We start from the raw sequence: 25,396 nt of genomic DNA, 5'->3' as shown, positions 1-25,396 counted from the left end.
TGGTATGTTACGATTACGCTGAAACATTCAAGGGTATATTAGTGTGTGTAGATTGCGGCGCCAAAAAGGCGCCCGTACAGAAAGGGGGAAGCCGCGGATGGATACGGGAACCCATATTGTCATGGGGCTTGCGCTTTGCGGACTGGCACAAGCCGACCCTCTTGTGGCGGAGCATGCTCCGACGGCGACCGCCGTCTATGCGGGACTCATGCTCGGATCCCAGGCACCGGATGTGGACACCGTCCTGAAGCTCAAGAACAACGCGGTGTACATCCGGAACCATCGGGGATTCACTCATTCAATTCCGATGGTCCTTGCCTGGCCGCTTTTCATCTCGCTTCCCCTCGCGCTGATCCTGCCTGAGGCAGATCTTCTCCATCTCTGGCTCTGGACACAGCTTGCGGTGTTTCTCCATGTGTTTGTGGATATTTTCAACTCATACGGGACGCAGGCGCTCCGGCCGTTCTCGGACCGGTGGGTGGCAATCGGCGTCATCAACACCTTTGACCCGATCATCTTCTTTGCACATATTGTGGCACTGGCCGCCTGGTTTTTCGGAGCAGAACCGGTTTTGACGATGCTGATCCTGTACGCCTTGCTGGCGCTCTACTATGTCATCAGGTTTTCCGTCCAGGCGGCGGTCCGCCATGCAGTCCGGAACACGATTCCGGATGCCAGCGACATCATTATCGCCCCGACGATGCGGTTTTACCAGTGGCGCATCGCAGCCTGCTCCGATAACTACCATTACGTGGGCCGGGCATTTGGCCGCTCCATCACGATCCTCGACGCGTTTCCGCGCCGGCCGATTCCTGACAACGAACTCGTCAGGACCGCCTTCAAGGACCCCAACCTCCGGGCGTTCCTTGCATTTTCTCCGATCTACCGCTGGGAGATCACAGACCTCGGTACCGTCTGCGAAGTTCGGCTGATCGACCTGCGCTACCGAAGCAAGGAATATTATCCGTTTGTCGCGGTCGCCCATATCGATGACGAGATGGAGATCCGGAATTCGTTCACCGGCTGGATCTTCAGTGAGGATAAACTGAGGAAAAAACTGAGTTTCGCCCACGAAGAGGGTTGAATATGTAAACCGCCGGGCCGGGAAGGCCTGGCGGTTTTTTACGTGCGAATTCAGTGGAGCAATCCATCTTCTCCGAGCAGTTCCCTGATTTTCGGGTTTGAGGCGACAAATTCATCAAGCCGACTCCCGTAGGCATCGATCCACCGCATGATCATCTGGGAAACCTGTTCCTCCTCCATCATTCCGTAGCCGGCCTTGGCATAGGAGGCTTCGATGTCAGACGCCATGAGCTCGATCCAGATCCTTGCCTTGTGGGCGGACAGCTGATCGTTGCCTTCCATCAGGCGCACGGCCAGACGTTCGGTCAGATCCGGTGACATCTGGATCACTTTCCTTTCTTGAGGTTCTGCAGCATTGAGATCGGCAGGGCTTCCGTATGAAGCTCGCCGCCAAGACGGTGGCCCCAGGCAAAACGTCCCTTCAGATAATCCACCTGAAAGAAGTTTCCCTCATCGCCGACGATCCGATACACTTCCCCCGGCAAGATCTCGTTCGGGTCCATCATGTAAGCCTGGGCCATAAGCGCCTTTCGTTCGTATACCGCAAATTCGTTGATGATGCCGAGCTGCTCCGCCTTGCGGGCCTTTTCTTTCAGGCGTGCGATTTCCTGCCTGAGCTCGTGCTCCGTCATCTCGCTATAGTTTTTCTCATTCATCTTCCAATTCGTCCTCCTTCGCCTCGATGAACCGGCTGATCCGGTCCGGCGGGATGCCTTTCTGGTACATTGCCTGCTGCACGCGGCGCCGGAGCTCCGGTCCGCTGTGCTTTCTGCTGTATGTGCGCCACGCTTTTTCTCCCGTTTTCTCCGTGAGGTCGTCCCACTCGTCTTCTTCGGGCTCGAGTTCGGATTCAATCCGCTCGATGGCAGTACTGATCACATCATACGAATAGCCTTTGCGCATGAGGGAGTCCTGGATTTTCTGCCGGATCTGTTGCGGTGTTTTGCCGGAAGAGCGAGTTGCCACTTTCCTTGCCAGTTCCTCCGCCAGTTCCAGCTGCTCTTCCTCGGTGAACGCTTCAAGGGCTTCTTCCTGGAGTTCCTTGCTGATCCCTTTCCGGACCAGCTCCTGCCTGATCGCTCCCGGTCCTTTTTTGGCGGTCCGCTTGCGGGTCTCGAGCAGCGCTTTGGAGAATGAATCATCATCCAGGAACTTCTGCTCCTTCAGCTTATTGATCGCCTCAAGCACCACTGCCTCTCCAAATCCGGAAGCCATCAGTTTCTCCTTTACCTCATGCTCACTGCGCATGCGGAATCCGAGAAAGTGGAGCGCCTTATTATAGGCTTTGCGGATCTCGTCTCCAAAGATGATCTCATCAATCTCCCAGTCGTCGAGCACCTTCCCCTTCATGAGGCCGAACTGGATCAGTACCTGCTCATCGGTGCTGAATGCGTATTTTCCGTCAAGAAAAATATTATATCGTTCCGCATTGTTTTTCTGTGTTGAAATCTTGGTGATTTCGGGCATTGCCGTACCCCCAATCTTCTTATTCATTATACCTGTTCGGAGAGATTCCTTCATCCATGCGGCATGGGCGGAAAAACGGGTATACTGGTTGAAAATGGAGGGATGCGGATATGAGAGTGGCCATCGCGGGCGGGACAGGATTCCTCGGTTCCGTTCTGGTCAGAATGCTGGAAGAAAGCGGACATGAAGTGCTCATCCTGACCAGACACCCGGTGGCAGGAGATCACCGGATGGTCGGCTACCTCATGGAAGGAGCCAGGCCCGAAAAGGAACTCGGTCCGATTGATGCATTTGTCAACCTGGCCGGCACCTCGATCAATGCCGGAAGATGGACAGAACGCAGGAAACAGGACATCCTCTCGAGCCGGATTGCGGCGACCGACGAGGTCGTCAGGATCATCCGGGCTATGGAAAGCAAACCGGACGTCCTTGTGAATGCAAGTGCGGTCGGTCTTTATCCGACGTCCGAAACCGCCATTTACAATGAAAAAGGTCCCGCCGGCAATGATTTTCTCGCGGACGTCGTGAAAGCATGGGAACACCGCGCGGCAGAAGCGGGAAAAGAAGGGGTCCGGACCGTGTTCATGCGATTTGGTGTGATTCTTGGCAAAGATGAAGGCGCCCTGCCGCTGATCGCGTTGCCGTACAGGCTCTATGGCGGCGGGACCGTCGGCTCCGGCAGGCAGTGGGTCAGCTGGATCCATGTGCTGGACGCGGCGCGAGCCATCCTGTTCGCAATAGAAAACACTCCGGTCACAGGACCGGTCAACACCGTCGCGCCGAATCCGCTCCGCATGAAACAGTTCGGCAGGACAGTTGGACACGTGCTCAACAGGCCCCACATCCTGCCTGTTCCGGCATTTGCGCTGAAAGCGGCACTCGGAGAAAAAAGCAAACTTGTCCTGGAGGGCCAGCGCGTCGCCCCGTCCAAACTCGGCCTTCACGGTTTCCTCTTCCGATTTCCCGATGCGGAAGAGGCACTCAGGGACATTTTAAAAAACGAATAAACCCGGTCCGAATGCGCAACCTAAAGCAAAAAGAAAGGTTGCGTTTTTATGTTCAGAAACCATATAGCAGGTTTCGTGATGGCAGCGGTCCTCATTGCCGCAGGATTGGTGATGAGCCCATTCACGGCGGAAGCTGGCGAGTTCCATTGGGGCTTTAAAAAAGCAACAGACGGAATCCCGCCGGATGCGGGCGCGGAGTTGAACACCCTCCTTGAGAAAAACGGTGCGCTCTATAAAGGTTCGCCGGATAAGAAAATTGTCTATCTTACGTTCGACAACGGCTACGAGGCCGGGTACACCGAATCGATCCTGGATACGCTTAAAAAAGAAGACATATCCGCGACCTTCTTCCTCACAGGACATTACTTGAACAGCGCGGACGGCCTTGTCAAACGGATGGTCAAGGACGGCCATACAATCGGCAACCACTCCTACGGACACCCGAATATGGCAAAAATGTCCCCTGCGGAAATGGAGGCCGAATGGAAAAAGTTTGATGACCGCCTCCGCGAAGTCGCCGGCGTCAAGCGGACGCATTACGCCCGGCCGCCAGAAGGAATCTTCAACGAGCAGGTGCTCAAGACCGGCAACAAGCTTGGCTATCGCCATATCTTCTGGTCGGTGGCGTACATCGACTGGCACCGGGACAAGAAACAGGGCGGCCAGTATGCTTATAATGAACTGATGAAGCAACTTCATCCGGGCGCGGTCATCCTCATGCATACCGTCTCCCCGGACAACTCCAACGGACTGCCTGACTTTATCCGTGACGCCAAAAAACAGGGCTACACCTTCGGTACGCTTGACGGGCTGGTGGAAGAAGCATTCATGCCGGATATGTAATGCAACGAACAGACGGCAAGGACCTCACGTCCTTGCCGTTTCTCGTGTATGTATGTATTTTCCGGTGTCACCTTTTTGATCACGCTTCTTTCGGCTTGGTCTTCCCAAACAGGAAAGCGGCGAAAAGTGCAGCGACGAACAGCGAAATGAAGGTCAGATAATCCGTGCCCGATCCGACGATGACCCCACCCAGTACGGGTCCCGTCAGGCTCCCGATGCTGAAGAAGATTCCACAAAGAAGATTGCCCATCGGCAGGAACGGCTTCGGTGTGAGATCCGTCATATAAGCAATGCCGAGCGTAAACGTGGAACCGACGAGCATGCCGGCAATCATGACGGCAGCCAGCACGCCCCATTCACGGCTTCCTGCCAGTCCTCCCCCGAAGAACGCGACGGTCCCGCCGATCAGCGCAAATAAGAGGACATTGCGGCGGCCGATCCGGTCACTCAGCATACCGAGCGGGATCTGGGACAGGATCGCTCCGACCGAGAAGGAGGCCAGGATGACCGATACCATCCCCACATCGATCCCCGTCCGGAGGGCGTAAACCGGATAGATGGCATTCAGCGAAGATTCCAGGAACCCGTAGCCGAACGGAGGGATGAATGCGACCCACGCATACTTTAGCGTCGTCATCACCCTCTTGTGGAACGGCATGACTGCTTCCTTTTCCTGAACGGCTTCCGGCCGGTCATTGTCCAGGAAAAAGACGAGTGACCAGGCAGCCATGCAAAGGGCACCCGACACGATGAACGGAAGCCCCTCAAAAATGCCGATCAGCGGAACGAAAAGCGGCCCGACAGCGAAGCCGGCACTGAACATGAGGCCGTAGACAGCAATGTTCCGCCCGAGCCTTGCCTGAGGGGAAGTGCTCGTGATCCACGTCTGGGTGGCGAAATGGAGCGCGTTGTCCCCCATCCCGATCACCAGGCGAAGGATAAACCAAAACGTGATGCTTTTATAAAGGGGAAACAGGAAAAGGGCAAGGAACACGGTCAGGCCGCCCACGACAATAACAGGTTTATAGCCGAAACGCCGGAGCGGCGCCTCCATGAACGGGGAGATCAGCAGAGTGCCGATATAAAGACCGGTCGCATTAAGCCCGTTTAGAGTGGATGAGATCCCGTCCTGCTCGAAGATGACGGAAATCAGCGGCAGGAGCATCCCTTGTGAAAATCCGGATATGGATACGATGATGACGAGAATCCAGAATCTCGTCCTTTCCGAAAGCCGTGCAGCCAATGATGAAGCCTCCCGTACCGGCATTCCGTTCGAATCCGGCAGTCAAATCCTGTACAATTCTATCATACCAAGGAGGGATTCAGATGAAGTTTTCCATGACTGAACATGGCTTTGAAACCGCCACGCAATTCGGCACACTGACCATCTCGCCCAAAGATGAGCACGGCTTCCGTCCTTACCAGCTGCTTGTCTCATCAATTGCTGTCTGCAGCGGGGGTGTGATGAGGAAGGTGCTCCAAAAAATGCGAATGCCGGCAGAGGACATCCGGATAGAAGTGAAGGAAGTCCACCGCAATCCAGACATCGCGGACCGTGTCGAACGCATCCATCTCCACTTTACAATCAAGGGTGCGGACATCGAAGAATCCAAGATGCCCCGCGTCATGGAACTCACAGCGAAAAACTGTTCGATGGTCCAGTCCGTCAAAGACGCGATCGACATTCGTGAAACTTATGAAGTCATCCGCTGACCAATAAGCTGCACTAAGAAAGCCCAGTCCCTCCGGCGTTCCGGACGGCTGGGCTTCAGCTTCTATTGCACCTATTTAAATTGTCCATTTTATCGCATTCAGGGGGCGAATCCGCCCGTGAAATGTCCGAATCCCCTCCTTCGCTTTCGTTCAGGATTTCAATTCCGACTTTTCCACCTTGGCCTCCCCTCTGTGTTTAAGTTAAGTTCATGTTAACACGTTATTAAACTTTTGTAAATATTCAATCTTCGTTTTTTTCGGATTTTTTTCCTCGGCCGGCTTCCTCAACCGGGCAGCCGGGTAAAGATAAGCAAAGCCCTTTTCTGCCGGGCGTTGATTCCCGCACAGTTTCCATTTAAAATCAACCATAGGAATTGAGGTGTACTGATGAAACCGACTGAACACAAGCAACAGATGGACCTGCTGAAAGAACGGCTCAGCGATTTTCTCGAGACGCTTAATCATCTGGAGCCGGAAACGGCCGATCTGGAGGAAATCGACCGGCTGATCCTGATGATCGATGAGATCGACGCCAAAGTGGCACAGCTCAGGGACAGCGAAAACTAAAATTGGGCATATGCCGTGCCGGCACTGCCGCATAATGGTAAAATAAAGATATCAACAGAAGAAAAAGCACCAAGAATAGGATGAAAGCTGGTTTCCCGACCCGGGAAACCGGCTTTTGTGCTATATGGGGAACTCTGATAACCAGTCTCATTCTCAATGATAGGAGGGATTCCGTTGACAATTGCCCATCAGATGGCAGTGCGTGAAAAACCGGAGCGTTTTGCTTGGCTCAACGGAGAGATGATTGCCGCCCTGGGAGCAGGCGCCCTGATCATCACTGCGTATCTTATCGGAGCAGCAGGCTTTGGGACAGCTTCGGCCATCGTCTATCTTCTGGCTTTTGTGATTGGCGGGTATGCCAAGGCGAAAGAAGGAATTACCGAAACCATTCGGAGCAAATCATTGAATGTCGAGATTCTGATGATCCTTGCCGCAATCGGTTCAGCTGCCATCGGCTATTGGACGGAAGGCGCCATCCTCATTTTCATTTTCGCAGTGAGCGGCGCGCTCGAGTCGTACTCGATGGAAAAGAGCCGGAAAGAGATTTCCGCATTGCTTGATCTCAAACCGGAGGAAGCCTGGCGGCTGAAGGAAGACGGTTCGACGGAGCGCGTCGGAACAGCGAACATCCGGATAGGTGATTTGGTCCTCGTCAGGCCAGGAGAACGGATTCCGGTCGACGGCAATATCCAGGGCGGAATGAGCTCAATTGATGAATCCGCCATCAGCGGGGAATCACTGCCTCTTGAGAAAGGCCGGGACGATGATGTGTTTGCCGGAACCATCAACCTGAGCGGTGCGCTGACCGTCCGGGTCAATAAACTCAGTTCGGATACCCTTTTCCAGAAGATCATTGATCTTGTGGAAAAGGCTCAAAGCGAAAAGTCCCCTTCCCAGCAGTTTATCGAACGGTTTGAAAGCACTTATGTCTACGCAGTGCTCGGGGTTGTAGCAATTATGATGGTTCTGCCCCATTACCTGTTCGGCTGGGACTGGACGAATACCATCTACAGGGCAATGGTACTGCTGGTTGTCGCATCTCCCTGTGCACTTGTCGCTTCGATCATGCCCGCCACTTTATCCGCCATATCAAATGGCGCGCGCCATGGAGTTTTGTTCAAGGGCGGAAGTCACCTGGAAAGCTTGTCTTCTGTTAAAGCAATTGCATTCGACAAGACCGGCACCTTAACGGAAGGTCGTCCTGCAGTGACAGATCTGATTGTCAGAGAGGGACTGGACCGCCGGCAGACCCTTTCCCTACTGCGAACGATCGAGTCACTCTCTTCCCATCCGCTTGCTGTGGCGATTCAGGCTTTTGCGGAGAAGGAAGGAGCCGGACTGCTAAAGGGAATTGAAATCCGTGATATCCCGGGATCAGGTCTGGAAGCGAATTGGGAGGGGAAAACCTATCAAGTCGGCAAACCCGGATTCGTCGGCAAGGAGGAAGCTGCCGAGTTTGCGGACGGCGCGCTGGAACGGCTGGGAAATGAGGGGAAAACAGTGGTTTTCATGCGTGGCGATGATGGCATACTGGCACTTGCCGCACTCAAAGACACACTTCGCCCCGAAGCCGTGGAAGCACTGGGCTCCCTGCGGGAACTCGGCATCCGTACGGTCATGCTGACCGGCGACAATGAACAGACGGCACGGGCGATTGCCAAAGAAGCCGGAATCGACGAATACACAGCAGAATGCCTGCCGGAGACTAAGGTCGCCAGACTAAAAGAGCTTGAGAGGGTCTATGGGCAGGTAGCCATGATTGGTGACGGGATCAATGATGCCCCGGCCCTTGCGACCGCATCGATTGGTATTGCAATGGGCGACGGTACGGGTGTGGCTCTGGAGACCGCAGACGTCGTCCTGATGAAAAATGATTTGAGACGGCTTCCATACGCCAGCAGGCTATCCGGCAGGATGAACCGGATTGTAAAACAGAATATTGTATTTTCGATTTCTGTGATTCTCTTGCTTGTGCTGTCCAATTTCATGCAAGTGATTGACCTTCCCCTCGGCGTCCTGGGCCATGAAGGCAGTACGATTCTGGTCATCCTGAACGGCCTCCGGCTGCTGAAAAGCGGCGACTGAACAAAAAGAAAAAGTGGCGTTGCCGGGGGTCATACCCCGACAGCGCCACTTTTGGCTTTAGCTTTATTTTCTTCCCGTCTTTCCTGCATGACGGCATTAACCTGCCCGCCAAGAATCAGGATGATGGAAGAGAGATACATCCAGATCATGAGCACAATGATGGCACCGATGCTGCCGTATGTGTTTGAGTAATTGGCGAAATTGCTGACATAATAGGAGAATGCCGAGGTGGAAAGGAGCCACCCGACTGTTGCAAACACCGCGCCCGGAATCGCATCAATGATTCTGACCTTTGCAGCAGGCACCAGCCAATAAACTAGCGTGAACACCGCAAAGATCAAAAGCGGCGGAATCGTCCAGCGGATATTGTTCCAGACCGTCAGGAATTCCTCATCAAGTCCCATGTAGGAGAAGAGGGTCCGGCCTATCTGCTCGCCGAATACCGGCAGGACCAGGGCCACCACCACTACGCCAATCAGCATGAGGGTGAAGACGATCGACAAGACCCTTTTTTTGATAAATGACCGCTTCCCATGCGAGAAGTACGACCGGTTGAGTGCCCTTGTCAGTGCATTCATGCCATTGGAAGCTGACCAGATGGTACCGATGATACCGAGTGACAGCAGGCCACCGCTCCGATTGTTCAGCACCTCACCCAACGTGGTCTCGATCATATTATAGACACTCGTCGGCGCGTACTCTTTGATGAAATCAAACAGTGCCGACTGGTCGATGTTCAAATACGGCAAAAGCGTAAGCATGAAGATCAGGAGCGGAAACAGCGATAGCAGAAAGAAGTAAGCCAGCTGCGAACCCAGCCCGACGACATCCACAAGTTTGATTCGGGTGATGAGTTCCTTGAAGAAGCCATGGCGCGTCGTCACATCAAAGCGCTCCAGGTCTCCCTCATTCACGTCCTCCACAAATCCCATCACTTTGTCTTTTAGGTTGTCGTCCCGGCTGGCCGCACCCGTGTCCAGCTTCTTATCATCCGCCATCAATCATCCGCCCCCTATCCCGTGCATCAGTTTTTCATATTGTCCCGCGCTTCTCCGGCCACCTGACCTTCACGATAAGCTTCCTCGGGCACGAATGTCCCTTTTGATGTGCCTGTTTTCTTCGCGCCGCCGTCGACCTGACCGCCGGCGTATGCCTCTTCCGGTACGAATGTCTGATCCGTGCCCGGGTGGTTGCCCTTGAACGCCGTTGTCGCCATCTGCTTGTAGTCGTCTTTGGCTTCCATGACTGCATCCTTCGAATCGACGAACGCCGTCTTCGTATCCTCCACCAATGTCTTCACCGTCGGCGTCAATTCCTTCAGTTCTGCCGCCTTCGATTGAAGATAGCGCTTATCGGAGTCGAACTGCTCATAGAGCGCCTTCAGCTTGTCGGACTTGTCCTGAATTTTCCAGCGGAGAACGTCCGGATTCTTCATGTAGTACTTTGCATCATCGCTGAGCCCCATTGCGCGGCGTGACATTTCGGACCGTGTTGTCCTGTCGAACATGCTGATGACCGCGCCGGTAAGCGCGCCGATGAGCACCATTTTGCCAAATTTGCTTCCTGCCATCAAAAATCCCTCCATAACTGTGTTTTAGACGATTTGCATACTCCATTATACCCTCACTCTTCCGGGCACAAACAAGGGAGCCGATGCCCATTTTAAAATTAGGTCTTGACGGGAGAGCTGAACTTTCGGAATATTAGTTCTAAGGTGATATAGAACAGTAGGTGATATAGAGCAGATTTCACAAGACAGCATCATTTTTTGGGGGAAACGATCACGAAGAAAAAGGGGGAACAAAAATGGAAGCTCTAGAGAAATTCCTGGGATCACTCAGCGGCATCGTATGGGGACCGTGGCTGCTCGTCCTGCTTGTAGGTACCGGTATTTTCCTCACCTTCAGGCTTGCATTTATTCAGGTGCGTTTATTGCCCTATTCTTTAAAACAGGTATTTTCGCGCAAGCATGATAAAAAAGCGGAAGGCGATATTTCACAGTTCCAGGCACTGATGACCGCCATGGCGGCGACCGTCGGAGTCGGAAACATTGTGGGTGTTGCGACCGCCGTTGTCCTCGGCGGTCCCGGCGCGGTCTTCTGGATGTGGCTGGCCGGCTTCTTCGGAATGGCCACCAAATACGGTGAAGCGATCCTTGCCGTCAAATACCGCACAAAGGATGCCAACGGCCAGATGGCCGGCGGGCCGATGTACTATCTCGAACATGGCCTGAAGGCACGCTGGCTTGGAGTCAGCTTTGCCCTGTTCGGCACACTTGCCGCGTTCGGCATCGGGAACGGGACACAGTCCAAAGCAGTTGCAGATGCCATGAACATGAACTTCAACACGCCGTACTGGGTCACGGGCCTTGTCCTGATGGTCGTCGCGGGGGCCGTCATCCTCGGAGGGATCAAGTCGATCGGCCGGGTAGCCGCCTTCTTTGTTCCGATCATGGCTCTCTTCTACTTTATTGCCGGTGCAATTATCATGATCACGAATTTCGACCTTGTCCCTTCTGCGTTCGCTACGATCTTCTCTTATGCGTTCGGCATTGAGTCGTTCGCCGGCGGAGCAGTCGGTGCAGCCATCCGCTTCGGGATTGCCCGGGGTCTCTTCTCGAACGAGGCCGGCCTCGGTTCCGCTCCGATTGCAGCTGCAGCAGCCCGGACGGATATGCCTGGCCGACAGGCGCTCATCTCGATGACCCAGGTGTTGTTCGATACCCTGATCATCTGCTCGATCACAGGCATCACAATCGTCATGTCGGGCGCCTGGCAGGATGAAGGGGCCGAAGCCGGAACGCTTACAGCCATGGCGTTCGGAACATTCTTCGGAGATGCGGGACAGTACATTGTCGGACTCGGCATCGTCTTCTTCGCCGCTTCCACGATTTTCGGATGGGCTTATTACGGAGAAAAGTGCTTCCAGTATCTTTTCCCGAATCCGAAACTTCTTAAGTTCTACCGTCTGGTATTCGTAGTGGTTGTCTACTTCGGCGCCACCGCCACACTTGATGTGGTCTGGCTCTTCTCCGATGTCATGAACGGCCTCATGGCCATTCCGAACCTGATCGGCCTCCTCGGCCTGTCCGGTGTCATCGTAGCCGAGACCAGGCGCTTCCAGAACAAAATCAAGGAAGAGAAAGAAGCAGAATTGGCTGCTGTTCCGGCCGTCAACTCTTCCAACGATTGATTGCCTTACCCATCCGGCCACCGGGGATCTCATGTTCCCGGTGGCTGTTTGACTTTGTATTCTATTAGTGTGAGAATGATGGCAATCCGATGAAAGGCAGGAACACCACAAATGGACCTTACCAACCCCACTGCAGAAAACGTGGAGTATATGATCAACGCGATCAAGGATAAACTTCGCATGGTCAATGTCGATGCAATGAAGTCCGAGCACTTCAACACATCCGACTACGAAGATCTTCGTGACATCTATGACATGGTTATGAAGCGAAACAACTTCAGCCCGAGTGAGATGCAGGCAATCGCAGCCGAGCTGGGCAGCCTGCGCAAATGAGCGATACTTCGTCCCCCGTACTGCTTCGGCAGACGGGGGATTTTTCGTTGCCGGCCATACCCTGCTATTGGTAGACTATGGTTAGATCGGAAAGGAGATTTGGACAATGGGGACATTTGAAGAAAATCTCGACAAGTACGCAGAGTTGGCAGTGAAAGTCGGCGTCAATATCCAGCCCGGGCAACCGCTCTATATCGGCGCCTCGACCGAGTCGGCGGAATTCGTACGGCTTGTAACAAAAAAGGCCTATGAAGCCGGTGCCCGTCATGTCATCGTCGACTGGCAGGATGATGAAATTTCCCGTCTCCGATATGAGATGGCACCTGAAGATTCGTTTAGTGACTTCCCTGCCTGGATTCCGAAGATGCGCGAAGAACTGGTCGGCATGAATGCAGCGTTCATGAATATCGTGTCGCAGAGCCCCGATCTCCTGAAAGGGATCGATCCGACGCGGATCGCAAACTTCCAGAAAGCCGCCGGCCAGGCCCTGGAGTCCTATCGCCAGGCGATACAGTCCGATAAGGTGAGCTGGACGGTCATTGCAGCTCCATCAGAGGCATGGGCTTCAAAGGTGTTCGCCGACCTGCCTGAAGAAGATCAGGTTCCTGCCCTCTGGGATGCCATCTTCAAGGCCGTCCGCGTAGATACCGAAGACCCTGTCGAAGCGTGGAAACAGCATGATGAGACGCTTTACGAGAAAGCCGATCATCTGAACAAGAAGAAATATACAAAGCTTCACTACACCGCTCCGGGAACGGATCTGACCATCGGCCTGCCGGAAGGCCATATCTGGGCCGGTGCAGGGAGCATCAACGCCCAGGGGGCGACATTCATGGCCAACATGCCGACGGAGGAAGTATTTACTGTCCCGCACAAGGACCGCATCGACGGCTATGTCTCAAGCACAAAACCGCTCAGCTACGGCGGCAACATCATCGACAATTTCAAGATTACCTTCAAAGATGGGCGGATCACGGAAGTCGAGGCTGAGCAGGGTGAAGACGTGCTGAAGCATCTCATCGAAGCGGATGAAGGAGCAAAATCCCTTGGTGAAGTTGCGCTTGTCCCGCACTCTTCTCCGATTTCAACGTCCGGCCTGCTCTTCTACAATACGCTGTTTGACGAAAACGCCTCGAATCACCTGGCGATCGGAAGCGCATATGCCTTCTGCATCGAAGGCGGCAAAGAGATGGACAGCGAAGAATTGCAAAAGCACGGACTCAACCAGAGCATCACCCACGTCGATTTTATGATTGGCTCGGAAGAAATGGACATCGACGGCATCCTTGAAGATGGTACGGCAGAGCCGATTCTCCGCGGCGGCGAGTGGGCATTCTGATAACAATTTTCCATACTGACATTGCATGACACAAGGGATGGCGGGTTCACATTTGTCACAATTCAGCCGTATTCCAGCAATGTCCTCTTAAAAACAGGCATATTCTGTAGTATAATGAGCTATAGAGATGCATAGGAACAAGAATAGAGAGGAGTATTCTGCTATGTGGCTGATGTTTACAACAGTAATCGGTTTCACGGTCCTGCTGCTTTTCGGCATGCTGATCATGATTCACTTCCTGCAGCGCGCAATGATCTCGGAAGACTCGGTTACCATCGACGATAAACCCGAGAAAACATATACGCTTGACTCCTGAAGAATTGCCGGTCATCCGGCAATTCTTTTTTAATTCCCTATGGAAACCTCACAAATGCTCTATCAGAATTTCAAAACGATCTTGCCCTTTGTGCGCCCGCTCTCCATGTGCCGGTGCGCTTTTATAATTTCCTCAAACGGATAACATTTTTCAATAGTCGGTTTTAATTTCTCTTTCTCCACAAGAATTCTAAGGAAATCCAAATCTCCATGATTCGGTTTCGTAAAATGGATTTTTGCTTTTTTTCGACCAATTAACGAGCCGATCATCAATTGAAATGGGTGATATTTAGGGTGAAACGGGTGTTCCGTGATATAAAGACCTTCCTCGGTTAAAGATTTTAGACAACTGAAAAAGGTTCGCTTACCCACTGCATCCAGAATAACGTCGTATTTTTCTCCGTTATCCGTGAAATCTTCCTTGGTATAATCAATTACATATTGTGCACCGAGTTCCTTAACCCAATCCAAGTTAGAAGTGCCGCAGACAGCAGTTACCTCAGCCCCAAAATAGTTTGCAAGTTGAACAGCAAAATGCCCCACTCCGCCAGAAGCTCCATATATTAAGACTTTTTGACCTGGCCTTACCTGTGCTACATCTCTCAATGCTTGTAATGCAGTTTGAGCGGCACATGGTATTGCAGCCGCTTCCTCATAAGTCATGTTTTTCGGCATATGACATAAGGCATTCTCACGTGGCGCGACATATTCTGCATGAGATCCGAAGCAGCTCCCGAAAACATGATCCCCCACCTTAAAGTTGCGGACATCCTCACCGACAGCCTCAATGGTTCCGGCAACATCTATGCCCAGTATCTGATTCTTGGGTCTCGTTAGGCCATTATCCTTCCTGGTTGGAAAATAACCCTTGCGGTACAAGCAGTCCAAAGTATTGACGGATGCACTGTGTACACGAATCAATACCCTGTCCGGTTCGTTGATGGTTGGTGGTTCCACATCCTCTATCCCTATAGCCTCAGCAGAACCATAAGTGCTGTAAATTGCTGCTTTCACCCGCGGACCTCCAAGTTTAAAGTTTCCCCATCATATGTTTCTTCTTGAAATATTCAGACCCCGGCACCCTTCATTTCAAAATGAAATTTCCCTTACAATCTGATTTCAATTCATGACGATTTTTGTAACATTCCACCCTTTACGCTTTAATAATTTCCCTCAATTTGGTTTTAAATAGATCTTCAGGCTCATTCCGGTTTGTCATATACCATTATCTACTAATTTGCGGACAGGCTATTTTCTACTATACTTATCATCAGCAGAAAGTACCGTTACCGGGAGGCAACTTAAATGTGGAATTCTACTGATATCGGCATCGACCTTGGCACTGCCAATTTACTCATCTATACAAAATCAAAAGAAATCGTCTTTGATGAACCCTCTGTCGTCGCCGTCGATCCGGCAGGAAAGCTGATTGCCATCGGCCACGAGGCAAAAGTGATGCTCGGAAAAACACCCGAGCAGATCACAGCCATCCGGCCGCTCCGTGACGGTGTCATCGCGGACTATGATATGACAGCAGAACTGCTTAAATCCGCCATGGCCAAGGCATCCAAGAAACTCGGCCAGACCCTCCGGAAGCCCCGTGTGGTCGTTTCAATCCCTTGCGGCGCCACTTCCGTCGAACAGCGCGCGATCGTGGATGCCGTGAAATCCGGAGGCGCCAAAGAAGTCCACCTGATCGAAGAGCCCGTCGCAGCAGCCATCGGGGCGGATCTTCCGGTGAGCGAACCGATCGCGAACGTCATCGTCGATATCGGCGGCGGAACAACCGAAGTCGCGATCATCTCGTTTGGAGGCGTCGTCTCTTCCAACAGTGTGAAGTTCGCCGGTGACAAAATGGATGAGGAAATCATCCATCACATCCGAAAGCGCCACAACCTCATCATCGGAGAGCAGACAGCAGAAGCGATCAAGAAGGAAATCGGATTCGCGCCGATCGCCCATGAAGCGAAAACGATGGACATTCGGGGCCGTGACGTCGTTACGGGTCTGCCGAAGACAATCACCCTCCACTCCCGCGATATCCAGCAATGCCTGAAAGAAGGCATGGAAACGATTCTTGAAGCCATCCGTACGACACTCGAGCAATGCCCTGCGGAACTGTCCGGCGACATCGTCGACCAGGGCATCGTGCTCACCGGAGGCGGCGCTCTCATGAACGGCATGCAGGATTGGCTGTCACAGGTCATCTCCGTACCTGTCCATACCTCTCCTGATCCGATGAAGGCCGTCGTATTCGGCACCGGTAAAGCACTCGGTACGATTAAAACCATGCGCAAAGTTGCAAACTGAATTAGAACACACCCCGGGAACGCAGCCCCCTGCCTCCGGGGTTTTTTGTATTTAAAAGACATATCAAAAGGACCCTGTCCGGCTCATGGCCGGAATAGGGTCCTCAGTTTTGCAATGGGTTTCCGCAGAGCGGCCTTACCCTTTCAATGTCCGTCCTCGATGATGGAATAAATATAGTGGTCCTCCCATACACCGTTGATAAATAGCAGCTGGCGCAGGAGGCCTTCCCGCTCCATCCCGGCCTTCTCGAGCACACGGACCGAACCCTGGTTTCTCGGAGACACATAGGCCTCGATCCGGTGGAGCCCCGCACGCTCGAAGCCAAACTGCAGGACCAGCTTCAGGGCTTCCGTCGCGATGCCGCGGCCCGCTTCCCCCTGATCGACGGAATAACCGACAAAGGCGCTCAGGAAAGGCAGCCGTTTCAGCCCATACAGGGAGATGTGGCCGATCAGCCGGCCGTCTTCCGCCCGGAAGATGCCGAAGCTGTATTCCCGCTTTTCCCTGAGCTGCTGGAGCGACTCACGGATCTTTTCGCGCTGGACGCTGACTGTGTAATAGGAGCTGTCATGCCTGGGCTCATAAACGGTCCAGTAGTGCTTGTTCCTTGATACGAGGTTCGTCATGGCAAGTGCGTCGTCGTCAGTGAGGACGCGCAGGATGACCCTCTCGCCCTTCAGAGTAATCAAGTCGGCTCACCCTTCTCCGGACGTCAGGCTCAGGAACTCTTCCACATCCCGGATGCAGAGCCGGACACCCTTTTCCCAGAAGTCCCGCTTCGTGATATCTTCACCAAGATGCTTCATCGCCAGATCCTCGGTCGTCATGACAGCCGTATCGCGCAGGAGCGCCATATACTTCTCCTCAAACGCCTCTCCTTCCTCGAGCGCCTTGGCATAGATGCTCAGTGAAAACAGGTAGCCGAATGTGTACGGGAAGTTATAGAACGGAACGCCAGTGATATAGAAGTGCAGTTTGGAGGCCCAGAAGTGCGGGTGCGTCTCGCCGAGTGCTCCGGCATAGGCCTCGCGCTGTGCATCTTCCATCAGTTCGTTCAGGCGGTCAGAAGAAACGACGCCCTTTTTCCGTTCTTCGTAAAATCGCGTTTCAAAAAGAAAGCGTGCATGGATGTTCATGAAGAAAGAAACGCTCCGCTGCGCCTTGTCTTCAAGGAGAGCGATCTTTTCTTCCTTCGTCTGCGCTTCCTTCACCGCCGCGTCGGCGACGATCATCTCGGCGAATGTCGATGCGGTCTCCGCAACGTTCATCGCATATTGTCTGTTGAGCTGATGGACCGGACGGAGCGCATACGAGTGGAAGGCGTGACCGAGTTCGTGTGCGAGCGTGGCGACGTTCGACATCGAGCCGCTGTACGTCATGAAGATACGGGATTCCTCGGACAGCGGCATACCGGTGCAAAAACCGCCCGGTCGTTTGTTCGGACGGTCTTCCGCCTCGATCCAGCCGTTTTCGAACGCCATGCGGGCGAACGACTCGAGTTCCGGACCGAACTTACCGAAATGCTTCAGGATGAATTCAGCGCCTTCCTGATAATCCAGTTTCGAAGTTGATTCGGACACCGGCGCGAAAAAGTCATACCAGTCAAGCTGTTCCTTGCCGAGAAGGGATGCCTTGCGGTTCAGGTATTCCGCAAACGGCTGCTTATTGGCAGAAATGGCGCCCCACATCGCGTCAAGCGTCTCCTGCTTCATGCGGTTGTACTCGAGCGGTTCATGGAGGACGTGGTCCCAGCCCCTCTTCTCATACACCTGCAGACGGAATCCCGCAAGTGAGTTGAGTGCCTTTGCGAAGAACTCTTCCTTCTCGGCCCATGCGGCCTCCAGCTTATCAAACGCCTCTTTGCGGACCGCGGGATCGGGGTGGGTGCCGAGATTGTTCGCCTGTCCGACGGAAAGCACTTTCTCCTCTCCGTCCACCGTGACCTTCACCTGCATGTCTCCGACAAGCAGGTCGTAAAGTTCTCCCCAGCCATGGTAGCCATCGACGGACAGTGCCGTGATGAGCGCTTCCTGCTCCTCCGGAAGTTTGGCACCGGCTTTTTTGCGCCATTCATCCAGGATGAACGAAAACACTTGCAGCTGATCGGAAGCGAGCATCTCTTCCCAGACCTTCTCATCAGTCTTCGCCAGCTTCTGCTGGAACGACATGAATGCCGTCTGGAACTTTGCGCCGAGCACGGACACTTCTCCCTGCAGGAGATGCGCCTTTTTATCTGTCGTGTCCTGTGCCAGGAAGCAGCCGATGACCGCGCCGGCTTCTCTCAGGTGGGCCGATGTGCTTTTCGTCTCTTCAAGCAGAGCCGCGACCTGCTCTGCTGCGTCTGCGGCTGCAGGTGAGCTGAAAGCTGCGACCGATTCAGCATAGCTGCGGACTTTTTCCGCCCCTTCCTGAAGATGGTCACGAAGTTCTTCGGATTCACTGCCTCCACTGAAAAACGTTTCCAGGTCCCAGGTGACCGGGTACGTAGTTGTTGACATCCCAATTCCCCCTGACTGTTTGCCAATTTTCTAAAAACAATTTCCCTGCAATTATAACACGGTTGTTCGGAAGGCGAAACTTGCCAACTGGCAAAAAAGCGTCACACTTTCCACCGTTAACGCCGAAAATCCCATGTATACTAATACGGGTAGGAGGTGAAGAAGATTGATCCGAAAACTGTTGATGGGGATCGCCCTGGCTGCGGCGGTCGGCTTCCATGCGTCGGCGATGTTCATGCCGGCATTCGGGCGGCCCGCCGGGGAGATTGCTGCGCGGCTTCCGGTCGTCTTCATGCCGTCCATGTACTCGTCGCTGATCCTGATTGTCCTGATGCCGCTTTTGGGGCTGTATGTTCTCAGCGGCGGCGGCAAGGCGGACCGGCCCTCGACTGCGAACCTGCGTGCCGCTCTGTTCATCGCGGCCTCCATTCTCCATATCATCGAAATCATCACTTGGCAGGAAGAACGTTTTATCCTGTTCACAGCGGCGGAAGTCGCCATGCTGGCCGTCCTGGCCGCCCTCTACTTCACCTATCCGAAAAAGGAGAACCGCCTTTCGGGACGGATTCCCATATCGGGGATCTTCTCCTATTTCTTCTTCAGCCTCCTCGTTGCGATTCACTATACGCTTGAGGAGAATGATTGGGGCGGGTTGGGCCTGAGCGATGCGCTTTGGGCAATCATCACGCTGACATTTGCCGCAGCGATTGCACTTCATTTTCTTTACCACCACAGGGATGATATGTTTGCGGGCGTCTTTGCATGGATGTCCATCATGGTCGCTGCAAAGAACGGGCTTGACGAGCCTCTTGTTTCCGCGGCTTCCCTTTTCCTCGCCGGAGCGGTCATCACCTGGATGGTCGTAAGCAGAAGGCAAAGCGGTAAAGTGCCGCGAACGGCGGAAGAATAATCATCTATTATACGTAAAACGGTCCCGGGACATGATCCCGGGACCGTTTTTTAGTCTTCGCTGATGTCAGTGATCAGAAGCGGACCATCCGCCGTGACGATGACGGTATGCTCAATCTGGGCCACAAGTGACTTGTCCGGCGTGATGAACGCCCAGCCGTCGCCGCCTTCGATGATGTGCTCTGCCTTCTGGGAGATGAACGGTTCGACCGCAAGGACCATGCCTTCCTTCAGAAGGGTGGTATCCCAGCGGTCATAATAGTTCAGCACATGGCTCGGCTCTTCATGGAGGGAGCGGCCTACTCCGTGGCCTGTCAGATTCTTGATCACATGCAGGCCGTTGTCGCTCGCCTCACGGCTGACCGCCTTGCCGAGCTGATTCAGCCGTCCGCCGGGCTTCACCTTTTCCATCGCCCTGTCGAGGGCCGCCTTCGCGACATCGATGAGTTTCTGTTTTTCCTCGTCCGGTTCGCCTGCCACGATCGAAATGCCCGTGTCGGCAAAGTAACCGTTGTACGAACCCGACACATCGATGTTGACCATGTCGCCATCCTTGATCACATAGTCATCGGGGATGCCATGGGCCACCACTTCGTTGACACTGATGCACGTGAAGCCGGGAAAGTCATACTCGCCTTTAGGACCGGAGATGGCTCCCTTCTCCTCGAACATGCGGCCTGCCATGTCATCCAGCTGTCTGGTCGTGACGCCGGGTTTTGCGGCGTCTTTCAGCGCATCGCGGATTTCCGCACAGATGCGCCCGATTTTCTTGAGATTCTCGAAGTCTTCGGTCGTCTTCGCGATCATTCGATTCAGCACTTCCTTCTGTGGATTCAGTTTCCACTATACCACAGACCGGACCGGCGCCAAACAGTCAGGTTCTCAGCGCACGGATCCCCGCCACGGTGCACCAGACGAACGCCGCCCCCTGAAAGATGGCATACAGAAGGGACAGCAGGGCGGTCATGCCCGCATGCCCGAAAGACGGCACCGTGCCGGTGAACGCCGCTTCCCTCACCTCATTCGCCCCGATAAAGGTCATGACCAGCAGGGCCGCGAGCGGCAGCGCCGGCATGAGCTGGATGGCAAGTGCCCGCTTCGCGTGGCGCCTGACCAGCCCGTCGCCCGACGCCAGAAGCAGGATGAACGGGAACAGGACGGGAGCAAACAGGATGCTGAAGTAATTGATTGATGAAAGAATGCGGGGATTGTCCATCATGCCCTCCTTCCGGAATGTGGCACAGCTGTTTTCATCGTATGCCGGGTCAGGTTGAAAACAGCGGGCGGGTAGTCTACACTTGAAGGGTCCATACTGAATAGTTGAACCACAAGGGGAGCCGCAGATGCGGCTGAGAGTGGGCGCCCGCCGCCCAGACCCTTTGAACCTGTAAGGTCATGCTTGCGCAGGGATGTGGATGGAAAACGATGCCCGAAGGCGTCCGGCTCTGTCCCGGACGCTTTTTATATTGGTCATCCCCATCTTGCGACATCATTAAAAATGGGGGGAATCATCTATGCAGCGCAACTCACGTCTCCAGCTCCTGATCGAAGTCGCAATCTTTTCCGCGATCGGCTTTGTGCTCGATCAGATTTCCATTAAACTCTGGTTCCAGGGCGGATCCATCAGCCTCACGATGGTGCCGATCGTCCTGATGGCCTTTCGCTGGGGGCTTGGCGGTGGCTTGCTTACCGGCCTGATCCTCGGCATTCTCCAGACATTCGCCGGTGCCTACATCATTCACCCGGTACAGGGCTTCCTGGATTACATTGCGGCATTTGTCGTGATCGGTGCCGCTGCTTTTCTGCGGCCCATGGTCGTGGGCGGCGCCGACTCCGGCAATAAGGGGCGGATGGTAACCGGCATCGTCATCGGCACGGTCATCGGCGGCCTGCTCCGCTACGTCATGCACGTCCTGTCGGGCGTCGTATTCTTCGGTGCCGCGGCAATTGATGCCGGTGATAACGTCTGGTGGTATTCGATCGTCTACAACGCGGGCTACATGATCCCGTCAATCATTCTGACGGCCGCCGCCTGTGCCCTTCTGTTCGGCACCGCGCCTCGGCTGCTGAAGAGATAACCCCAGTCTGCCCGCGCGGCGGCTGGAATAAACCGGAATTCAGATGGACTGACATACCCCGCCGGAAACGGCGGGGGTTTTTGCATGAAATTGGGGCGGATGAACGGCGTATGACATCGGATTTCGGAGTATGGCGTCCGAGTTCGGAGTATGTGACACGAGTTTGGAGTATGGAGACCGAGTTCGAAGTATCCGACACGAGTTCGGAGTATCCGACACGAGTTTGGAGTATGGAGACCGAGTTCGAAGTATCCGACACGGGTTTGGAGTATGGAGACCGAGTTCGGAGTATGTGACACGAGTTTGGAGTATGGCGTCCGAGTTCGGAGTATGCGACACGGGTTTGAAGTATGGCGTCCGAGTTCGGAGTATGTGACACGAGTTTGGAGTATGGAGACCGAGTTCGGAGTATCCGATACGAGTTTGGAGTATGGCGTCCGGGTTCGGAGTATGCGACACGAATTCGTCCTTACTCAAGGGAAATCGGATTAAGACCGTGATTTTCTGAGTATGCGGCGGCTGGAATAAACCGGAATTCAGATGGACTGACATACCCCCGCCGGAAACGGCGGGGGTTTTTGCGTCCCGCTAAGCAACAATTCAGCCAACGTCTCACTTCACTAAGGCAAAGTCACCATATAAAAACCCCTCCGGCAGATCGGAGGGGTTAAAGTAAATGGCGTGGATGCCCTGAAGATGGTCATCAGCCGTATATCGGTCCGGTTTTCTGCCGCCGGCATCGGCGCTTCGTCCGTCCGCCTTCTGCAACCGCCGGCTCATCTCCTTAAACGAGACCGGGTTCGGAGGCGGCACTTCCCACGGCTGGACGGTCAGCCGGTAAGGCGAAGTTTCAAAGAAGGCATTCGCCATCCGGCGGTACCCTTCCAGTGAAGGGTGGACGTCCGCGGGGTTCGGAAGCAGCTGGGTGCCTTCGCCGGCGAATGCCTCTTCGACCGGGACAAAAACCGCTCCCGTAGCTTCCGCCTCCTGCTTCAGAATGGCGTTCAGCCTGCCCAGCTCTTTCCTCAGACCCGGCTTCATCTCTTCACGGGCATGCGGATATGCGAAATAATAGCCCATGATATAGACTTTCGCCCGCGGTGCGCGCTCCGCCAGTTCGTCCAGAATGGCCGAAACATTCTTCCTGACCCCGTTCAGCGCATAGTCAGCCGGGATCCGGTCGTAGGCGAGCGTGCCCGCCCGGGAATCGTAGCGCACCAGGCCGAGCAGATCATTGGCGCCTGCAGAAACCGTAATCAATGTGGCACGCTCCAATATCGGGCGTGCCTCTTCCGACTTCACACGCTCCAGCACCTGCCCGCTTGTGAGGCCGGGATAGCTGAGATCCTTTGAATAGAAGGCAAGAGGCACATGCCTGCGCAGCTCCATCGCGATCATGTCCGCATAACCGAGGTCAATCTCCCGGTTCGGGGTCTGTCCGGCCGCAAGCGAGTCGCCGAGCGCGACATAGGCGGCCGGAGCGGCAGCCTGCACGGGGCCTGTTTGCGGAATCAGCAGCAATAGTGCGCCGACGAGGAGGACAAACCGCCTCATCGCCGTTTGCCGCCCTTGTTCCCTTCCCTATTCTTACTGTTGCGCGGCCCCTTGCCGGCATTGCCCGCAGGCTTCCCTGAGGATGCAGCCTGTACGGTTTTCGAAGAGCCCTCGATCAGGCCTCCCCTATGCCAGACTTTCTGGACCGGTTTGACCGTCAGTGTACGGGTCAGCTTCCGGTACGTCTTCTCGTCCGGATACGAAACGAACGACAGCACTTCCCCGTCTGCACCTGCGCGCCCAGTCCTGCCGGAACGGTGCGTGTACTGCTCTTCGGTACGCGGCACGTCGATATGGATGACATGCGTCAGGCCGGTGATATCGAGCCCGCGTGCCGCAAGATCCGTCGCGATGAGGATGCGCACCGTGCCGTCACGGAACCCGTCAAGTGCCTGTTTGCGCTCCATCTTATTCATGCCGGAGTGAAGGACCGCAACCGGCGCGTCCTGGAACTTCAGCTTCGATTCCTTCATGAGCAGCTGATCCGTGTTGTTGATGAAGGCCAATCCCTGCAAGCCTTCCACGTGGGAAAGCCTCCGGATCAGGTCCGTTTTGTCGCGCTCGTCCACCTTGATGAAAGAATGCGTGACCTCGCCCTGTTTCGGCAGCTCTTCCGCAGTCACTTTCAGCTGGAGAGGATCGTCCATGAAGCGCTCCGCAACGAGACGGATTTCATCGGTGATCGTAGCCGACACGACTGCAACCTGGCAGTCCGAAGCTGCAGCCCCGACCAGCGACTTGACATCGGTCCGGTGATCACGCCCCAGAAGCTGGTCGCCTTCATCCAAAACGATGTGCCGGATATCATGCATCTTCAGCTTCCGGTCATTGGCCAGCTCCCAGACGCGCCCCGGTGTCCCGACGACAATTGTCGGCTTCTTTTTCAGCTTCTCGATCTGGCGCTGCTTGTTCGCCCCACCGATCAGCTGCGTGACCGTGACGTCCGTGCCTTCCGTCCATTCGCGGAACACTTCGACAATCTGCATGCAAAGCTCCTGGGAAGGCGCCATGACCAGCGCCTCCGTTTTCTTTGAAGTGCCATCAACAAGCGACAGCAGCGGGATGACATAGGCGAGCGTCTTCCCCGACCCTGTCGGCGATTCCGCGACGATGTCCCGTCCGTCGATCATCGCGGGAATCATTTTGGACTGAATCGGCATCTCCTCTTCAAATGTCCATTTATCCCGGAATTGCGGCTCCAGCCGTTCGATCCAACTCATCATCCATTCCCCGTTTCACAACAATATTTTTCTCCATTCCAGTGTTTCTCCGGATTAATCACCGATATACAAAACGGATGGCAGAGAAACGTTTACCATCCGCATGATCTTTATTTATGCATTCTGAGACTGTGACCGCATGCCAAGATGGCCTTTTCTGCAAGGACGAGGAGCGAATCGATGTAATGCTCATTCAACGACAGCTCCTTTTTTACAATCGACAGTTCGGTGCAGCCAAGCACGACTCTGTCACAGCCTTTTTCCTTCATATTCTCTTCTACCTTCGCCCACAAAGCAGGGTCTGCAGGGCGCCCGGCCTTTACATAATCATAAATAATCGACATGACGGCTTCCTGAATATCCGTGTCTGGCAAGACTGGCATGATTCCTTTGGATTCACACGCATCCTGATAAACCCGGCTGATGATCGTTCCGTCTGTTGCCAGGATACCAAGCTTCTCGGCTCCCTCTTCAGCTGCACGTTTTATCGTCTCTTCAATCATATTCAGAACCGGCACCGGAGAAGCCGCTGCGATCTCCCGATAGAATGTGTGGGCCGTATTGCATGGGATCGCGATCATATCCGCTCCGGCCCCGGCAAGTCTCTCTGTATCACGTACGATGAAAGGAACCGGGTCAGTCTTTTCCGGATCGATGATGAAGGCGGTACGGTCAGGAATGGCGGTATTATTTGTAATCACCATGTCCACGTGATCCTGATCACGATCAGCATCCGTATGCCGGACAATCATCTCTCCGATATACATCGTAGCGAGCGGTCCGACTCCTCCCAGAATTCCAAGTGTTTTCTTCTCCATGTTGTCCAATCCTTTGCTGTCTATCAGTTTATGGGTGTAAATTATATCACAGAAGGCATTCGTTC

At 54.2% G+C, this 25,396-nt stretch carries 27 protein-coding genes and 1 riboswitch; of the genes, 13 read left to right on the top strand and 14 right to left on the bottom strand.

Going from position 1 to position 25,396, the window contains the following annotated elements:
- Positions 1-97: 97 nt before the first annotated feature.
- Positions 98-1,084 carry a metal-dependent hydrolase gene (locus tag AV656_RS10450; protein ID WP_063181678.1) on the top strand — a complete coding sequence of 329 codons (987 nt, stop codon included), beginning with the start codon at positions 98-100 and terminating at the stop codon, positions 1,082-1,084.
- Positions 1,085-1,134: 50 nt separating this feature from the next.
- Here AV656_RS10450 and AV656_RS10445 read toward each other — a convergent pair whose 3' ends face one another.
- Genes AV656_RS10445 through recX form a run of 3 tightly spaced genes read right to left on the bottom strand, consistent with a single transcriptional unit; the run spans position 1,135 to position 2,550 of the window.
- Positions 1,135-1,404 (bottom strand): YfhJ family protein, encoded by a 270-nt coding sequence (locus AV656_RS10445; RefSeq protein WP_063181675.1) that lies wholly within the window; start codon positions 1,402-1,404, stop codon positions 1,135-1,137.
- 5 nt (positions 1,405-1,409) lie between these two features.
- Complete coding sequence (locus tag AV656_RS10440) at positions 1,410-1,739, bottom strand: YfhH family protein (RefSeq protein WP_063181673.1); 330 nt, start codon at positions 1,737-1,739, stop codon at positions 1,410-1,412.
- Positions 1,732-2,550 (bottom strand): recombination regulator RecX, encoded by an 819-nt coding sequence (recX, locus tag AV656_RS10435; protein ID WP_063181671.1) that lies wholly within the window; start codon positions 2,548-2,550, stop codon positions 1,732-1,734. Before recX ends, AV656_RS10440 begins: the two co-directional genes overlap by 8 nt.
- 110 nt (positions 2,551-2,660) lie before the next feature.
- Here recX and AV656_RS10430 point away from each other — a divergent pair, with 110 nt between their 5' ends.
- Positions 2,661-3,557: a TIGR01777 family oxidoreductase gene (locus tag AV656_RS10430; protein WP_063181670.1), complete on the top strand. Its 897-nt coding sequence runs from the start codon at positions 2,661-2,663 to the stop codon at positions 3,555-3,557.
- A gap of 48 nt (positions 3,558-3,605) precedes the next feature.
- On the top strand, positions 3,606-4,400 hold the full coding sequence (locus AV656_RS10425) for a polysaccharide deacetylase family protein (RefSeq protein ID WP_063181668.1): 795 nt from the start codon (positions 3,606-3,608) through the stop codon (positions 4,398-4,400).
- A 79-nt stretch (positions 4,401-4,479) separates the two neighbouring features.
- Here the strand turns inward: AV656_RS10425 and AV656_RS10420 are convergent, their stop codons facing one another.
- On the bottom strand, positions 4,480-5,643 hold the full coding sequence (locus AV656_RS10420; protein ID WP_156484846.1) for an MFS transporter: 1,164 nt from the start codon (positions 5,641-5,643) through the stop codon (positions 4,480-4,482).
- A gap of 83 nt (positions 5,644-5,726) precedes the next feature.
- On the opposite strand from AV656_RS10420, the gene AV656_RS10415 reads away from it, so the two are divergent.
- The 3 genes from AV656_RS10415 to AV656_RS10405 all read left to right on the top strand — a co-directional run bounded on the left by AV656_RS10415 (position 5,727) and on the right by AV656_RS10405 (position 8,765).
- Entirely contained in the window at positions 5,727-6,113 is a 387-nt protein-coding gene (locus AV656_RS10415; RefSeq protein ID WP_063181664.1) for an OsmC family protein, read from the top strand.
- 387 nt (positions 6,114-6,500) lie between these two features.
- Positions 6,501-6,680: an SE1561 family protein gene (locus tag AV656_RS10410; protein ID WP_063181662.1), complete on the top strand. Its 180-nt coding sequence runs from the start codon at positions 6,501-6,503 to the stop codon at positions 6,678-6,680.
- 192 nt (positions 6,681-6,872) lie between these two features.
- Positions 6,873-8,765 (top strand): heavy metal translocating P-type ATPase, encoded by a 1,893-nt coding sequence (locus AV656_RS10405; protein WP_063181739.1) that lies wholly within the window; start codon positions 6,873-6,875, stop codon positions 8,763-8,765.
- A 29-nt stretch (positions 8,766-8,794) separates the two neighbouring features.
- Here the strand turns inward: AV656_RS10405 and AV656_RS10400 are convergent, their stop codons facing one another.
- Together AV656_RS10400 and AV656_RS10395 are read right to left on the bottom strand one after the other, a co-directional pair.
- Complete coding sequence (locus AV656_RS10400; protein ID WP_063181660.1) at positions 8,795-9,763, bottom strand: YihY/virulence factor BrkB family protein; 969 nt, start codon at positions 9,761-9,763, stop codon at positions 8,795-8,797.
- Positions 9,764-9,789: 26 nt separating this feature from the next.
- Positions 9,790-10,335: a hypothetical protein gene (locus AV656_RS10395; RefSeq protein ID WP_063181658.1), complete on the bottom strand. Its 546-nt coding sequence runs from the start codon at positions 10,333-10,335 to the stop codon at positions 9,790-9,792.
- Positions 10,336-10,571: 236 nt separating this feature from the next.
- On the opposite strand from AV656_RS10395, the gene AV656_RS10390 reads away from it, so the two are divergent.
- The 4 genes from AV656_RS10390 to AV656_RS16500 all read left to right on the top strand — a co-directional run bounded on the left by AV656_RS10390 (position 10,572) and on the right by AV656_RS16500 (position 13,945).
- The gene (locus tag AV656_RS10390; RefSeq protein WP_063181656.1) at positions 10,572-11,957 is read left to right on the top strand and encodes an alanine/glycine:cation symporter family protein; all 1,386 of its coding nucleotides are present in this window, start codon (positions 10,572-10,574) and stop codon (positions 11,955-11,957) included.
- A 111-nt stretch (positions 11,958-12,068) separates the two neighbouring features.
- Positions 12,069-12,290, top strand: a complete 222-nt coding sequence (locus tag AV656_RS10385; protein WP_063181654.1) for a DUF1128 domain-containing protein — start codon at positions 12,069-12,071, stop codon at positions 12,288-12,290.
- A gap of 106 nt (positions 12,291-12,396) precedes the next feature.
- Complete coding sequence (locus AV656_RS10380) at positions 12,397-13,629, top strand: aminopeptidase (protein WP_063181652.1); 1,233 nt, start codon at positions 12,397-12,399, stop codon at positions 13,627-13,629.
- A 163-nt stretch (positions 13,630-13,792) separates the two neighbouring features.
- Positions 13,793-13,945 carry a hypothetical protein gene (locus tag AV656_RS16500; RefSeq protein WP_197462240.1) on the top strand — a complete coding sequence of 51 codons (153 nt, stop codon included), beginning with the start codon at positions 13,793-13,795 and terminating at the stop codon, positions 13,943-13,945.
- Positions 13,946-14,007: 62 nt separating this feature from the next.
- Here the strand turns inward: AV656_RS16500 and AV656_RS10375 are convergent, their stop codons facing one another.
- Positions 14,008-14,958: an NAD(P)-dependent alcohol dehydrogenase gene (locus AV656_RS10375; protein WP_063181650.1), complete on the bottom strand. Its 951-nt coding sequence runs from the start codon at positions 14,956-14,958 to the stop codon at positions 14,008-14,010.
- A 291-nt stretch (positions 14,959-15,249) separates the two neighbouring features.
- Here AV656_RS10375 and mreBH point away from each other — a divergent pair, with 291 nt between their 5' ends.
- A complete protein-coding gene (gene mreBH, locus AV656_RS10370; protein WP_063181648.1) occupies positions 15,250-16,254 on the top strand; it encodes a rod-share determining protein MreBH in 1,005 nt (334 codons plus the stop codon).
- Positions 16,255-16,397: 143 nt separating this feature from the next.
- On the opposite strand, the gene AV656_RS10365 is transcribed toward mreBH, so the two are convergent.
- Both AV656_RS10365 and AV656_RS10360 read right to left on the bottom strand, forming a co-directional pair.
- Positions 16,398-16,943, bottom strand: coding sequence for a GNAT family N-acetyltransferase (locus AV656_RS10365; RefSeq protein ID WP_063181646.1), 546 nt, complete (start codon positions 16,941-16,943; stop codon positions 16,398-16,400).
- A gap of 6 nt (positions 16,944-16,949) precedes the next feature.
- Entirely contained in the window at positions 16,950-18,752 is a 1,803-nt protein-coding gene (locus AV656_RS10360) for a M3 family oligoendopeptidase (protein ID WP_063181643.1), read from the bottom strand.
- Between the two features lie 166 nt (positions 18,753-18,918).
- Between AV656_RS10360 and AV656_RS10355 the strand changes: the two genes are divergently transcribed.
- A complete protein-coding gene (locus tag AV656_RS10355) occupies positions 18,919-19,662 on the top strand; it encodes a hypothetical protein (RefSeq protein WP_063181641.1) in 744 nt (247 codons plus the stop codon).
- Between the two features lie 50 nt (positions 19,663-19,712).
- Here AV656_RS10355 and map read toward each other — a convergent pair whose 3' ends face one another.
- Positions 19,713-20,468 (bottom strand): type I methionyl aminopeptidase, encoded by a 756-nt coding sequence (gene map, locus AV656_RS10350; RefSeq protein WP_063181639.1) that lies wholly within the window; start codon positions 20,466-20,468, stop codon positions 19,713-19,715.
- Between the two features lie 67 nt (positions 20,469-20,535).
- Positions 20,536-20,877 (bottom strand): DUF4870 domain-containing protein, encoded by a 342-nt coding sequence (locus AV656_RS10345; protein ID WP_063181637.1) that lies wholly within the window; start codon positions 20,875-20,877, stop codon positions 20,536-20,538.
- A 104-nt stretch (positions 20,878-20,981) separates the two neighbouring features.
- Positions 20,982-21,088: riboswitch (TPP riboswitch) on the top strand.
- An 87-nt stretch (positions 21,089-21,175) separates the two neighbouring features.
- Between AV656_RS10345 and thiT the strand changes: the two genes are divergently transcribed.
- Positions 21,176-21,739 carry an energy-coupled thiamine transporter ThiT gene (gene thiT / locus AV656_RS10340; protein WP_063181635.1) on the top strand — a complete coding sequence of 188 codons (564 nt, stop codon included), beginning with the start codon at positions 21,176-21,178 and terminating at the stop codon, positions 21,737-21,739.
- Between the two features lie 612 nt (positions 21,740-22,351).
- Here thiT and AV656_RS10335 read toward each other — a convergent pair.
- From AV656_RS10335 to AV656_RS10325, 3 genes are all read right to left on the bottom strand, one after another.
- On the bottom strand, positions 22,352-23,293 hold the full coding sequence (locus AV656_RS10335) for an SGNH/GDSL hydrolase family protein (RefSeq protein ID WP_063181633.1): 942 nt from the start codon (positions 23,291-23,293) through the stop codon (positions 22,352-22,354).
- Complete coding sequence (locus AV656_RS10330; protein WP_063181631.1) at positions 23,290-24,513, bottom strand: DEAD/DEAH box helicase; 1,224 nt, start codon at positions 24,511-24,513, stop codon at positions 23,290-23,292. Before AV656_RS10330 ends, AV656_RS10335 begins: the two co-directional genes overlap by 4 nt.
- 110 nt (positions 24,514-24,623) lie before the next feature.
- Entirely contained in the window at positions 24,624-25,331 is a 708-nt protein-coding gene (locus AV656_RS10325) for an aspartate/glutamate racemase family protein (RefSeq protein ID WP_063181629.1), read from the bottom strand.
- Between the last annotated feature and the right edge of the window lie 65 nt (positions 25,332-25,396).

This window comes from Bhargavaea cecembensis (assembly GCF_001619585.1).
Classification (GTDB): Bacteria; Bacillota; Bacilli; order Bacillales_A; family Planococcaceae; genus Bhargavaea; species Bhargavaea cecembensis_A.
Note: the sequence above shows the minus strand (reverse complement) of the source record. Positions and strands in the feature narration are given on the sequence as shown.

Excerpts from the sequence above, each read along its gene's own strand:
- AV656_RS10450 (WP_063181678.1), top strand. The coding sequence starts at position 98 with ATGGATACGGGAACCCATATTGTCATGGGGCTTGCGCTTTGCGGACTG.
- AV656_RS10445 (WP_063181675.1), bottom strand. The coding sequence starts at position 1,404 with ATGTCACCGGATCTGACCGAACGTCTGGCCGTGCGCCTGATGGAAGGC.
- AV656_RS10440 (WP_063181673.1), bottom strand. The coding sequence starts at position 1,739 with ATGAATGAGAAAAACTATAGCGAGATGACGGAGCACGAGCTCAGGCAG.
- recX (WP_063181671.1), bottom strand. The coding sequence starts at position 2,550 with ATGCCCGAAATCACCAAGATTTCAACACAGAAAAACAATGCGGAACGA.
- AV656_RS10430 (WP_063181670.1), top strand. The coding sequence starts at position 2,661 with ATGAGAGTGGCCATCGCGGGCGGGACAGGATTCCTCGGTTCCGTTCTG.
- AV656_RS10425 (WP_063181668.1), top strand. The coding sequence starts at position 3,606 with ATGTTCAGAAACCATATAGCAGGTTTCGTGATGGCAGCGGTCCTCATT.
- AV656_RS10415 (WP_063181664.1), top strand. The coding sequence starts at position 5,727 with ATGAAGTTTTCCATGACTGAACATGGCTTTGAAACCGCCACGCAATTC.
- AV656_RS10410 (WP_063181662.1), top strand. The coding sequence starts at position 6,501 with ATGAAACCGACTGAACACAAGCAACAGATGGACCTGCTGAAAGAACGG.
- AV656_RS10405 (WP_063181739.1), top strand. The coding sequence starts at position 6,873 with ATGGCAGTGCGTGAAAAACCGGAGCGTTTTGCTTGGCTCAACGGAGAG.
- AV656_RS10400 (WP_063181660.1), bottom strand. The coding sequence starts at position 9,763 with ATGGCGGATGATAAGAAGCTGGACACGGGTGCGGCCAGCCGGGACGAC.
- AV656_RS10395 (WP_063181658.1), bottom strand. The coding sequence starts at position 10,335 with ATGGCAGGAAGCAAATTTGGCAAAATGGTGCTCATCGGCGCGCTTACC.
- AV656_RS10390 (WP_063181656.1), top strand. The coding sequence starts at position 10,572 with ATGGAAGCTCTAGAGAAATTCCTGGGATCACTCAGCGGCATCGTATGG.
- AV656_RS10385 (WP_063181654.1), top strand. The coding sequence starts at position 12,069 with ATGGACCTTACCAACCCCACTGCAGAAAACGTGGAGTATATGATCAAC.
- AV656_RS10380 (WP_063181652.1), top strand. The coding sequence starts at position 12,397 with ATGGGGACATTTGAAGAAAATCTCGACAAGTACGCAGAGTTGGCAGTG.
- AV656_RS16500 (WP_197462240.1), top strand. The coding sequence starts at position 13,793 with ATGTGGCTGATGTTTACAACAGTAATCGGTTTCACGGTCCTGCTGCTT.
- mreBH (WP_063181648.1), top strand. The coding sequence starts at position 15,250 with ATGTGGAATTCTACTGATATCGGCATCGACCTTGGCACTGCCAATTTA.
- AV656_RS10360 (WP_063181643.1), bottom strand. The coding sequence starts at position 18,752 with ATGTCAACAACTACGTACCCGGTCACCTGGGACCTGGAAACGTTTTTC.
- map (WP_063181639.1), bottom strand. The coding sequence starts at position 20,468 with ATGATCGCGAAGACGACCGAAGACTTCGAGAATCTCAAGAAAATCGGG.
- AV656_RS10345 (WP_063181637.1), bottom strand. The coding sequence starts at position 20,877 with ATGGACAATCCCCGCATTCTTTCATCAATCAATTACTTCAGCATCCTG.
- thiT (WP_063181635.1), top strand. The coding sequence starts at position 21,176 with ATGCAGCGCAACTCACGTCTCCAGCTCCTGATCGAAGTCGCAATCTTT.
- AV656_RS10335 (WP_063181633.1), bottom strand. The coding sequence starts at position 23,293 with ATGAGGCGGTTTGTCCTCCTCGTCGGCGCACTATTGCTGCTGATTCCG.
- AV656_RS10330 (WP_063181631.1), bottom strand. The coding sequence starts at position 24,513 with ATGAGTTGGATCGAACGGCTGGAGCCGCAATTCCGGGATAAATGGACA.
- AV656_RS10325 (WP_063181629.1), bottom strand. The coding sequence starts at position 25,331 with ATGGAGAAGAAAACACTTGGAATTCTGGGAGGAGTCGGACCGCTCGCT.